This window comes from Streptomyces sp. CA-111067 (assembly GCF_050956065.1).
Lineage (GTDB): Bacteria > Actinomycetota > Actinomycetes > Streptomycetales > Streptomycetaceae > Actinacidiphila.
The window spans coordinates 6,246,162-6,257,757 of record NZ_CP192103.1; the positions used below are offsets into that span (position 1 = coordinate 6,246,162).

Here is an 11,596-nt window from a genome sequence, read left to right on the forward strand (position 1 = left end):
ACGGGCGGTTATCCACAGGAAACGGAGTGACCGTCCGTCAGCGAGGGAGCAATCAGTGTAGTTTCTGGACCGGTCAGCCTGTTGATCCGTCAGGACACTACGCGCGCAAAACGAGGGAGACGGTCGAATGACCGGAGGGCGGAACACCACGCCGGCGACAGCGGCGCGGGGACCCGTGACCATCAGCTTCGCGGGCTACAACCGGGCCTGGGCCTCGTGGATCGCCAGCCGGCTGGAAAGACACGGCCTGCGGGTGGTCCTCCAGCGCTGGGACGTGACCCCCGGTGGCACCGTCCAGCAGGGTCTTGACGATCTGCTGCTCTCCGAGGGCCGGGTGCTGATCGTGCTCAGCGAGTGGTACTTCCGGCTCGGCAACCGGTCACAGGAGGAGTGGAACGAGGCCCTGCGGGAGACCGTGCCGGCCAACAGCGACCGCTTCGCCGCCGTCTCCGTCACCCCCGCCGCGCTGCCCGGCGCGGTGGCCGCGCTCGGCGCCGCCGACCTGTGGGGCCTGGGCGCCGCCGAGGCCGAGCGCCGCATCCTGGCCCGGCTCGGCATCACCCCCTCGCGCGGCTCGGCCGCCGACACCCAGGGCGGCTCGGGAGCCCCGCGCTTCCCGCTGGAGCAGCCCGCCGTGTGGGGCGGCGTGCCGCGCCGCAACACCCGCTTCACCGGCCGCGAGGAACTGCTCGGCGACCTGCACCAGGAACTCAGCCAGGCCGAACTGGGCGCCGGCGTCGCCACCCTGCTGGGCTTGTCGGGCGTCGGCAAGACGCACATCGCCACCGAGTACGTCTACCGGTTCGGCCCCGAGTACGACGTGGTGTGGTGGGTGCGGGCCAGTGAACGCGGCACCCTGCGCGAGAAGCTGGCCGGCCTGGCCCCCGCCCTCGGCCTGGTCACCGGCCGTGAGTACGGCGAGCGGCTGCGCGCGGTAAGGGACGCGCTGCGGCGCGGCGAACCCTACTTCCGCTGGCTGCTGGTGCTCGACGGAGCCGACCAGCCCGAGGATGTCCACGACCTGGTGCCGACCGGCCCGGGCCACGTCCTGATCACCTCGCAGAACCGCGAGTGGGCCGAGCACAACAGCGCACTGATCGAGGTGCCGGTCTACGACCGCGACGAGTCCGTCGCCTTCGTCCGCCGCCGCGCGCCCCGCCTCGACGACGCGGACGCGAACCGGCTGGCCGAGGCCCTCGGCGACCTCGCGCTCGCCCTTGACCAGAACGCCGGCGCGCTCAACGACTCCACCATGCCGATCGACGAGTACCTGGAACTGCTGCGGCACGGCGCCGAGGTGGAGCCGAAGCTCAAGGTCGCCGCCGACTTCCAGATGACGTACTACACCGCCTTCTCGATACTGCTGAACCGGCTGCGCGAGGACAAGCCGGAAGCGGTCGACCTGCTGCGGCTGTGCGTCTTCTTCGCGCCCGGCCCGATCCCGGTCCGTATGCTGCGCGACCTGCCGATCCGCGATGTGCCCGAGCAGCTGTCCGCACTGATGGACGACCCGCTGTTGTGGACGGCCGCGATCAGCAAGCTCAGCCAGTGGTCGGTGATCCAGTCCGACCCGCAGGAGACCACGTCCGAGGAGAGCGTCGGCACCACTGAGGTGGTCCAGATGCACCGGCTGGTCTACCAGGCGGTGCGCGCCGACCTCTCCGAGGAGGAGGAGAACCTCTACTCCCGGGTGGTCCGCAGGATCCTGGCCGCCGCCGACCCCGGCCGGCCCACCGACACCCGGCTGTGGCCGCGCTACGCCGAGATCGTGCCGCACCTGGAGCCGTCCGGCGCCCTGGAGAGCACCAACCCCGAGATCCAGAACACGGTGCTCAACAGCCTGCGCTACCTCTACCTCTCCGGCGAGTACAGCACCGGCCTGCGGATCGCCGAGCGCGCCGCCGGGACCTGGCCGACGCTGCTCGAAGCCGGCCACACCCGGCTGTGGGACCTCGCCCACCACCGCGCCAACCTGCTGCGCGCCGTCGGCGACTACTCCGCCACCGAGGTCAGCGACCGCGAGTCCTGGGAGCAGCTGCGCGAGGACCGCGGCCCGCTCGACCTGCTGACGCTGCGGGCCGCCGCCAACCTCGCCGTCGACCTGCGCAGCCTCGGCAAGTACGAGGAGGGGCTGCGACTGGCCTCCGAGGTGCGCACCGGCTACGCGACCCTGCTCGGCGACCAGGACTCCCGCACCCTGGCCGCGCAGAACAACATCGCCGTCACCTACCGGCTGCTCGGCCGGTACTCCGACGCGCTGCAACTCGACCAGGACACCATGGAGGCCCGCCGCAACCTGCTGCGCGACCGGCACAACTGGACGCTGTCGTCGGAGAACTCCTTCGCGCACGACCTGCGGCTGCTCGGCCGCTACGAGCAGGCCACCTCCGTCCAGGAGCGCAACAGCGAGGTGCACCGCTCGGTGCTCGGCGCCGACAACCCGCAGACCCTGCGGGCCGACCACAACCTGGCGCTGTGCTACTACCGCAGCGGCGACCGGCCGCGGGCCGGCGACCTGCTGGCCCGGCTGCTGGAGCGGTCGGAGCGGGTGCTCGGCGAGAGCGACCCGCAGACCGTCCGGGTCTCGGTCACGCTGGCCGGGTTCGAGCGGGAGCACGGCGACCTGGAACGGGCCCGGCACCTCAACGAGACGGCGCTGCGCGGCTACCGCGCCCAGCTCGGCGAGACCCACCCCTACACGGTCGGCACCCTGGCCAACCACGGCCTGGTGCTGGCCGCGGCCGGCGAGCGCCAGCAGTCGATGATCGAGATCGAGGACGCGCTGGTCGCGATGACCCGCGCGGTCGGCCCGGAGCACCCCTGGACCCTGGGCTGCGCGCTGAACGCGGCCGGTGCCCGCAACCTGGCGGGCGACCCGGAGAGCGCGGCCGAACTCAGCCGCAGGACCGGTGACACCGCGTCCGCCCAGCTCGGCAAGAGGCACCCGCTGACGCTGTCCTGCCGGATCGCGCTGGCCGCCGACCTGCGCAACCTGCGCAAGCGGCAGGAGGCCGACAAGATCGAGGAAGAGGCCCTGGAGGCGCTGTCGAGCACCCTGGGCGCGCAGCACACGCACACCGTCTCCGCACGCGCCCGCACCCGGCCGTACTGGGACTTCGAGCCGTTCAGCACCTGATCAGCACGTGCTGACCAGGTGATCGGCACCTGATCGGCACCTGATCGGCACGGCCCCGCCGCGGGGCCGGGGCCGGCGCGGCCGGAGTGGCGGAAACCTCCGCATCCGGCTGCGCCGGCCGGGCAGAATGCGCAAGGCTGCGGGGGCACCGCAGGAGCAGGGACCGTCATGGGGGAGCAGATGGCGATAGTGAGCAGCCCCGGCCCGGGAGCCGGGGCGGCACCGCTGTACATCCAGGTCGACGGGGTGCCGGACGGCGACGGCGCGGCCGGTGTCTACGACGGCGTCGACACCCGGGCCAACCCGGCCGCCCGGGTCATCGAGGTCGCCAGGGACGTCTACGGCGACGGCCTCGACCTGGCCCGGCGGTGCGCCGAGGAGGCCGCGGCCCGGTTCGGCGGATTCACGGCGGCCACCAGGCCCGCCGAGATCGAGGTGCAGCTCGCGATCAAGCTGGACGCCTCGCTCGGCGCGGTGCTCGTCACCACCGGCGCCGAGGCGCAGTTACAGGTGACCTTCCGCTGGACGCCCGGCGACGCCTCGTGACCGAACGCGCAGCCAGCCCGCACGACATCGCGATCCTGCCGTACAGCCGGATCGTCGGCCAGCAGGAGCTCAAGCTCGCCCTGGAGCTGAACTACGTCGCCCCGGCCGTCGGCGGCGTGCTGATCACCGGCCAGCCCGGCACCGCCAAGTCCACCGTGGTCCGCGCCTTCTCGCTGATGGCCCGGGGCCGGCTGCCGGTCACCCTGACCATCGACGCCACCGACGACCGGGTGCTCGGCGGCTGGGACCTGGACGCGCTGCTCCAGGGCCGCGCCACCGCCAAGACCGGGCTGCTGGAGGCGGCGCACCGCGAGGGGCTGCTGTACATCGACGAGGTCAACCTGCTCAACGACCATGTCGTCAACATCATCCTGGACGTGGCCTCCACCGGCGTGCTGTCCGTCCAGCGCGAGGGCATCGACAAGGTCAGCCGGGTCAGGTTCGGCCTGGTCGGCACGATGAACCCGGAGGAGGGCGGGCTGCGCCCGCAACTCCTGGACCGGTTCGGCCTGATGGCCGTGGCCGCGCCGCTGGACGCCGACGAGCGGCTGGCGATGCTGCGGACCGTGCTGCGCTTCGAGTCGGAACAGGCCGAGCAGGCCGAGCAGACAGACCTCGCGCAGACCGAACAGGCCCAGAAGGCCCGGCAGTCGGAGTCCGTCCACCGCTCCGACTGGCTCGCCGAGGCGCACCGCCTCGACCTCGCGCTGCGCGACCGGCTGGCCGACGCCCAGCGCCGGCTGCCCGCCGTCCGCACCCCCGACGCGATCCTGCGGCGCTGCGTGGCCGCGGCGGAGGCCGTCCAGGCGGTCGGCCACCGCGGCGAGGTCGTCATGGCGCACGCGGCCCGCGCCTACGCCGCGCTGCACGGCGCCGACGAGGTGACCACCGAGCACCTGGCGGCCACCGCCCCGTTGGCGCTGCGGCACCGCAGACCCGATTCGGTGCTGAACGGCTCGGCCGTGTGGTCGCAGGACGACCACGCCCTGCTGGACGACCTGCTGTCGTGACGGCCGCCGACGAGGCCGGCGGGTTCAGCCGGCTGCTCCGGGCCTTCAGCTGCGCCGCGCTCGACCAGCGGCTGAGCGGCGTCCTGCTCTTCGACGTGCCGACCGACCTGCTGGACGGCGTCAGGGAGCTGTTCGCGGCGGTGATGGCCGAGCGGGGTTCCGATGCCGCGTCCGTGCCTGTTCCGGTATGGCTGGGGGCCTCGACGCGGGAGGACGACTTGTGGTCGCAAATCCGGCTGCGAGCGGAAGGCGGGGGGCTCTGGTTCAGCACGCTGCTCGGTGATCTGGTGGAGGCGGACCCGGCCGGCCAGGACCGTGTGGTCCATGTGCGCGACCTGGCAGTGCTCAGCATGCCAGCCGCGAGGGCCGCGGTCACCCTGCTCGGTGCCGAGGTGGCCTCGGTCGAACGGCACGGGGTCAGTGAGGTGTGGCGGCCACGGGCCGCCTGGCTGGCCTTCTGCCAAACCGAGGACGCGGGCCAGGTCTCCCAGCACCTGCTGGACCGCTTCCCGGTGCGGCTGGTCCTCCAGGACCTGACGCTGCCGCCTGACCCGGTGGGCGTCTGGCGGATCGGCTCGGCACGCGCCGCGCTGGCCGCCGCGCTGGATCGCAGCAGTGTGCGGCGCGGCGCGGGGCCCGCGCCTGACGACGACACGCTCCGGCTGGTGATCGAGCTGACCGGAGAGGCTGGCGGCGAGCGGCGTGCCCTGGGGCTGGCCCGGCTGGCCAGAGCGCTGGCCCGGCTCGGGGCCGACCAGGTCACCACGCGGGAGCACGTGACCGCTGCCGCCGATCTGATCGGGCTGCCGAGCGTCGCAGGGCCGGTGGAGCCGACGGAGTCGGCCGCGCCGTGGCCGCTCCAGAAGTCCGGGGACGCCGATTCGCCGTCGGCCGAACAGCCCGCGGAGGAGAGGCCGCGGCCCGGCACCGAGGAGCGCACCGTCGGCGTGGCCGGCCTGGGGCCCGCTGAAGCGCTCGGCCCGCTCTCTGCCCTTGACGGACAGGACCTGAAGCTGCCCTACCCCGAGGACGTGGTTGAGCCTCTGCGTGAGTACGCGTCGTTGCGCGGCGCGTGGCGGCGCACCGCCCGTCCCCGCTCCGAGCGCGGTGCCGTCTTGGGTATTCGCCCGGCCCGCGACTTGGGCGACCTCGCGCTGGTGCCGACCGTGATCGAGGCCGCCAAGAACCAGGCGCTTCCTGGTCGCGGGCGAGCCGGGGACCGGCTTACGATCACCCCCCGTGACCTGCGCGGCTACGAACGGGCCGCAGAACCCGAGCGGCTGCTCGTCTTGCTGCTCGACCACACCTGCCGTGCCGACTGGGAGTGGCAGGAGACCCTTGAGCCCTATTTGGGCTGGGCGTACGTGGCCAGGTCGCGTGTTGTGGTCGTGCAGGTCGGCGCCGGCGACGCCCCGGACGAGCTGCGGGCCGAGGCGTTCAGCGCCCGCAACGTGCTCGATCCGCGGCTCACCGTCGCTCTGCACCGCCGCCCCGGCCGGGCCACGCCGCTGGCCCACGGCCTGCTGCTGGCTAACCAGTTGGTGCGCCGGGCGTTCCAGCAGCAGCCGGCGCCCATCACCGAAACATGGCTGGTGGCCGTCACCGACGGCCGCGGCAACGTCCCGCTCGACTACAGCCTCACCGGCAGACTGGACGGCCCGGCCGGGCGGCGGGGAGTCGAGGACGCGCTCGGGCAGGCCGTGAAGCTGAGCGCGCTCGGCCAGATGCGGCTGCGGTCGATCGTGGTCGACGTCGGCGCCCGCCCCTACGCGGGGCTGCCGTTCGACCTCGCCGAGGCGATGGGCGGGGTCGTGGCGGCGGGACCCAGGACCACACTTGACGACCGCCGGAGGCTGACCGTGTTTCCTGACCACGGACGGGAACCGGATCGTGCCTCCTAAGCGGACTAGACCCGGCGCCGGCTGGCTGACCGGCGGCAGCCCGGCCGCCGGCCTTCGACTGCCGCGGCTGCCGGGGCTACCGCGGCAGCCCCGTCTGGCGTCGCCGAACGCACCGCGCAAGCCGCAACCGCCGTACCCGGCAGGGACGTCGATGCCGCCGGCCGAGGAGGGCAGCCCGGCGCCACGGGCGGCGTCGACCGAGCAGGACACCCTCGGCAGCTTCCCCGCCGACCCCGCGGAGCGGCTGCCGCACGGCCTGGCCAGACTCCTGGTCCAGCGGGTCAGGGACAGCGACGGCAACCAGGCGTACGTGCTCAGCGGCGCGGCCGGCAGCGACGGTGACGACGACGTACCGCCGTACAGCACCGGACCGCAACTGCCGCCGCTCAAGATCAGCCTCGGCCGGATCAGGCCGGACGGCGCCTTCCCCACCCAGTTCTACCGGGCCGTCCTGGACTGGTCCCGGCGGCAGCGCCCGCTGGTGCGCTGGCTCAACGAGCTGCGCGCCCGGTACGGCGACGACCTGCACCTGGTGGTGTGGGACGACACCGACTACGAGATCCCGTGGGAGATGCTCTGGCTCGGCGCGGAGGAGCCCGGCGACCCGCCGGCCGGCTCGCTGGGCGCGCTGGTGCCGGTCGCCCGCTGGACCACCATCAGGGAGCTGGACCGCTCGCTGCTCGACCCGCCCGCGCACTGCACCGGCGAGGTCGTCGGCTACTTCGACCAGCGGATGTGGCCGGACGCCGATGCTTTCCAGCCGTTCCGGCACGAGCGGCACGGCGACGTGGACACCTTCCTCGCCTCGCTCGACGGCCCCGACCGGGACCTCGGCCTGGTCTACATGGGCTGCCACGGCACCTATGGCAAGGACGTGGACGACCTGACCGCGGGCCTGCTGACCTGGTACGAGATGGACGAGCCGGCGATGACCGCGCTGGGCGGCCGGAGCACGCTGGTGTGCCTGAACGTCTGCCACTCGGGCCGGCTGGTGGACAACAGGGCGGGCGGCGAGGACGCGTTGCGCGGATTCTCCGAGCTCTTCCTGCGCAAGGGCGCCACCGCGTGCATCGCCACCCGCGGCGAGGTCGGCGAGACCGCCGCCCGCGCGCTGCTCGCCCGGCTGGTGGAGCACGCCGTCCGCACCCCCGGCAAGCCGCTGGCCCGGATGCTGCGGGACTTCAGAGCCGGGGCCGCCGCCGGGCTGCCCGACCCGCTGCCCCGCACCAAGCTCGGCGACGGCGCGGTGGACCGCGAGGGCCAGCGCCAAGTCCTGAGCTTCCTCTACCAGTTCATGTACGTGTACTACGGCCATCCGCTGACCACCCTGCGGCTCGCCCCCAGCGCCGCGAGCGCCCCGGGCGCCCGGCACGCGGCCGGGCCGCCGGGACCGCGGGAGGACCGGGCGTGAGCGCCGACGGCGACGCGCCGCTGCGCGTCGAACCGGTCGTCAGCCGGTTCAGGACCGCGGAGACCGGCCAGGCGTATCTGGTCACGGTTGACCTGCGCGGCGCGGGCCCCGGTGTCGAATGGCCCTACCAGAAGGAGGAGTTCACCTTCGGGGTGACGCTCGACGGGCACCCGCGGTTCGTCTGCGAGGCGCTCGGGCCGCCCAGCGTGGTGCTGCACCGCTTCGGCGACACCTACGGTCCCGCCAGGTTCGTGGTGACGGCGGTGGGCACCCCTGGCCCCGGCGCGCTGCTGCTGTCCATCTCCAACGGCTGGGGCGTGCCGGTCCGCACCGAGCGGCTGCCGGTCGAGGTGCTGCCGGCCGGCGGCACCGACCCGGCGCAGGAGCCGCCGGGAGTGGTCGCCGTCCCGGTGCCCGGCCCGCGCCGGGAGCGGGAACGCGAACCGCAGGAGACCGGACCCGAACCGGGACCCGAGCCCGAAGTGGCCGGCCAGGAGCGGGAGTCGGAGCACCGACCGGAGGAGGCCCCCGTGCCGTTACGGGATGAGAACGTCGTCACCATCAGCTTCGCGGGCTACAACCGGGCCTGGGCCTCGTGGATCGCCGAACGGCTTGAGCAGCACGGCCTGCGGGTGGTGCTCCAGCGCTGGGACGTGACGGCCGGCGGCAGCGTCCAGCAGGGTCTTGACGATCTGCTGCTGTCCGAGGGCCGGGTGCTGATGGTGCTGAGCGAGTGGTACTTCCGGCTCGGCAACCGGTCGCAGGAGGAGTGGAACGAGGCCCTGCGGGTGACCCTGCCGCGCGACAGCGAGCGCTTCGCCGCCGTCGCGGTCACGCCCGGTCCGCTGCCGGTCGCCGACATGCTGGACGCCGCCGAACTGTGGGGGCAGGACGCCGCCGAGGCCGAGCGGCGGCTGCTGTCCCGGCTGGGCGTCACGTCCGCCCCCGACCCGGACGCCTCTCCCGGCCGCGGCCGTTCGCGCTTCCCGCTGGACCGGCCCGCCGTGTGGGGCGGCGTGCCGCGCCGCAACCCCCGCTTCACCGGCCGCGAGGCGCTGCTCGCCCAGCTCTACGAGGAGTTGAGCCAGGCAGAACCCGGGGCCGGGGTGGTGACGCTGCTCGGCCTGTCCGGGGTCGGCAAGACCCACATCGCGACCGAGTACGTGTACCGGTTCGGCCCCGAGTACGACGTGGTGTGGTGGGCGAGGGCCGCCGAGCGCGGCACGCTGCGCGAGAAGCTGGCCGGCCTGGCGCCCGCGCTCGGCCTGGTGACCGGCCGTGAGTACGGCGAGCGGCTGCGCGCGGTACGGGACGCCCTGCGGCGCGGCGACCCGTACTTCCGCTGGCTGCTGGTACTGGACGGGGCAGACCAGCCGGAGGACGTGCACGACCTGGTGCCGACCGGACCGGGGCACGTCCTGATCACCTCGCAGAACCGTGACTGGGGCGAGCACAACAGCGCGCTGATCGAAGTACCCGTCTACGACCGGGACGAGTCGGTGGCCTTCGTCCGCCGCCGCGCGCCCCGCCTGGACGACGCCGACGCGAACCGGCTGGCCGAGGCGCTCGGCGACCTCGCACTGGCCCTTGACCAGAACGCGGGCGCGCTCAACGACTCCACCATGCCGGTCGACGAGTACCTCGAACTGCTGCGGCACGGCACCGACGCCGAGCCCGGTCTGACCGTGGCCGCCGACTTCCAGATGACGTACTACACGGCCTTCTCGATCCTGCTGAACCGACTGCGCGAGGACAACCCGGAGGCCGTCGACCTGCTGCGGCTGTGCGTCTTCTTCGCCCCGGGACCGCTGCCGGTCCGGATGCTGCGCGATACGCCGATCCCCGACATGCCCCGGCAGCTGTCCGGGCTGATGAGCGATCCGCTGCTGTGGGAGGCGGCCATCGGAAAGCTCAACCAGTGGTCGGTGGTGCAGTCCGACCCGGGGCAGGCCGGCTCCGCCGACGCCGGTTCCACCGAGGTCATCCAGATGCACCGGCTGGTCTACCAGGCGGTGCGCAACGACATGCGCGAGGAGGAGCGGGCCGTCTACTCCCGGGCGGTGCGCGGGATCCTGGCCGCCGCCGACCCCGGCCGGCCCACCGACGCCCGGCTGTGGCCGCGCTACGCCGAGATCGTGCCGCACCTGGAGGCCTCGCGGTCGCTGCGGAGCACCGACCCGCAGGTGCAGGCCACGGTGCTGAACTGCCTGCGCTACCTCTACCTCTCCGGTGAGTACCGCAGCGGGGTGCAGATCGCCGAGACCGTCGCCGAGGAGTGGGGCGACCGGCCGCTGCCCGACGACAGCCGGTGGTGGGACCTCATCCACCACCGGGCCAACCTGCTGCGCGCCACCGGCGACTACTCCGCCACCGAGCGCCTCGACCGGGTCGCGCTGGAACGGCTTCAGGCGGCCGGCCCCGAGAGCGAGTGGGCCGCTCTGCGGGCGGCCGGCGACCTCGCGGCCGACCTGCGCAGTCTCGGCAAGTACCAGGAGGCCCTGGAACTGGCCGAGTTCGCCCGGGACGGCTACGCCGAACTCTTCGGCCCGGACGACTCGCGCACTCTCAGCGCGCAGAACAACATCGCCGTCAGCTACCGGCTGCTCGGCCGCTACTCCGACGCGTTGCAGCTCGACCAGGAGACCATGGAGGCCCGCCGCAGCCTGCTGCGGGACCGGCACAACTGGACGCTGTCGTCGGAGAACTCCTTCGCGCACGACCTGCGGCTGCTGGGCCGCTACGAGCAGGCCACCTCGGTCCAGGAGCGCAACAGCGAGGCGCACCGCTCGGTGCTCGGCGCGGACCATCCGCAGACCCTGCGGGCCGACCACAACCTGGCGCTCTGCTACTACCGCAGCGGTGACCAGCCGCGCGCGGGCGACCTGCTGGCCCGGCTGCTTGAACGGTCGGAACGGGTGCTCGGCGCCGGTGAACCGCTGACCGTCGGCATCTCCGTGAGCCTGGCCGGCTTCGAGCGGGAGCACGGCGACCTGGACCGGGCCCGCGACCTGTGCGAGGTCGCCCTGCGGACGTACCGGCTGACGCTGTCACCCGGGCACCCGTACAACGCGGGAACGCTGGCCAACCACGGCCTCGTGCAGGCCGCAGTCGGCGAGTTCGGGCAGGCGCTCGGCGAACTGGAGGAGGCGCTCGACTCGATGACCCGCGCGGTCGGCGCCGAGCACCCGTGGACCCTGGGCTGCGCGCTGAACGTGGCGGGTCTGCGCCGACGGCTCTCCTACACCGGGACGGCGGCCGACCTCAGCCGCGGCACGGCCGAGAAGGCCGCGGCCAGGCTCGGCGCGCGGCACCCGCTGACGCTGGCCTGCCGGATCGAACAGGCCGCCGGCCTGCGCAACCTGCGCCGGCTGGGCGAGGCCGACGACATAGAGAAGAAGGCGCTGTCGGACCTGGCCGAGACCCTCGGCTCCCGGCACCCGCAGACGGTCGCGGCCCGCGCCCGTACCCAGCCCTACTGGGACTTCGAGCCGTTCAGCACCTGAGCGGCCCCCGACCGGCGGCAGCAGAAAGGCCGGTGGCCCGGTACCCACGAGCGGGTTCCGGGCCACCGGCCGTTGCTTCTGCCAGGAAC

General features: G+C 73.4%; 6 protein-coding genes. All 6 read left to right on the plus strand.

What is annotated here, in order from left to right:
• The first annotated feature begins 127 nt into the window (after window positions 1-127).
• Window positions 128-3,136: an FxSxx-COOH system tetratricopeptide repeat protein gene (gene fxsT / locus ACQPW6_RS27680; RefSeq protein ID WP_433892395.1), complete on the plus strand. Its 3,009-nt coding sequence runs from the start codon at window positions 128-130 to the stop codon at window positions 3,134-3,136.
• A 168-nt stretch (window positions 3,137-3,304) separates the two neighbouring features.
• Window positions 3,305-3,682 carry a CU044_2847 family protein gene (locus tag ACQPW6_RS27685; protein ID WP_433892396.1) on the plus strand — a complete coding sequence of 126 codons (378 nt, stop codon included), beginning with the start codon at window positions 3,305-3,307 and terminating at the stop codon, window positions 3,680-3,682.
• Window positions 3,679-4,692, plus strand: coding sequence for an AAA family ATPase (locus ACQPW6_RS27690; RefSeq protein ID WP_433892397.1), 1,014 nt, complete (start codon window positions 3,679-3,681; stop codon window positions 4,690-4,692). Before ACQPW6_RS27685 ends, ACQPW6_RS27690 begins: the two co-directional genes overlap by 4 nt.
• The gene (locus ACQPW6_RS27695) at window positions 4,689-6,593 is read left to right on the plus strand and encodes a hypothetical protein (protein WP_433892398.1); all 1,905 of its coding nucleotides are present in this window, start codon (window positions 4,689-4,691) and stop codon (window positions 6,591-6,593) included. The genes ACQPW6_RS27690 and ACQPW6_RS27695 overlap by 4 nt, the downstream gene beginning before the upstream one ends.
• 151 nt (window positions 6,594-6,744) lie before the next feature.
• Window positions 6,745-8,004: a CHAT domain-containing protein gene (locus ACQPW6_RS27700; RefSeq protein WP_433892399.1), complete on the plus strand. Its 1,260-nt coding sequence runs from the start codon at window positions 6,745-6,747 to the stop codon at window positions 8,002-8,004.
• A gap of 530 nt (window positions 8,005-8,534) precedes the next feature.
• The gene (gene fxsT, locus ACQPW6_RS27705) at window positions 8,535-11,507 is read left to right on the plus strand and encodes an FxSxx-COOH system tetratricopeptide repeat protein (RefSeq protein ID WP_433894686.1); all 2,973 of its coding nucleotides are present in this window, start codon (window positions 8,535-8,537) and stop codon (window positions 11,505-11,507) included.
• Window positions 11,508-11,596: the final 89 nt, after the last annotated feature.